Source organism: Paenibacillus sp. GbtcB18 (assembly GCF_019091125.1).
Classification (GTDB): domain Bacteria; phylum Bacillota; class Bacilli; order Paenibacillales; family NBRC-103111; genus Paenibacillus_F; species Paenibacillus_F chitinolyticus.
In genome coordinates, this window is sequence record NZ_JAGXJX010001025.1 from 1 (window position 1) to 229 (window position 229).

Consider the following 229-nt stretch of genomic DNA (forward strand, 5'->3'; position numbering starts at 1 on the left):
TGTAAAACCTGAAAATTGGACACCGTTCATTCCGTTCGGATACGACGGTATCATTACTGGAGCTGCCACTGTATTCTTCGCCTTCTTAGGCTTTGATGCAATCGCAACCGCTGCAGAAGAAACGAAAACACCACTGCGCGATTTACCAATTGGCATTATCGGTTCTCTTCTTATTTGTACTGTTTTATACATGATTGTATCTTTCGTTTTAACAGGTATGGTTCCATAT

1 protein-coding gene is annotated in these 229 nt (G+C 41.0%); it reads left to right on the top strand.

Features of this window, described 5'->3' with window-relative positions; translation table 11 throughout:
* Positions 1 to 229, top strand: a 229-nt coding sequence (locus KVT34_RS31550) for an amino acid permease (RefSeq protein ID WP_217563422.1), incomplete at both ends; no start/stop codon positions are given.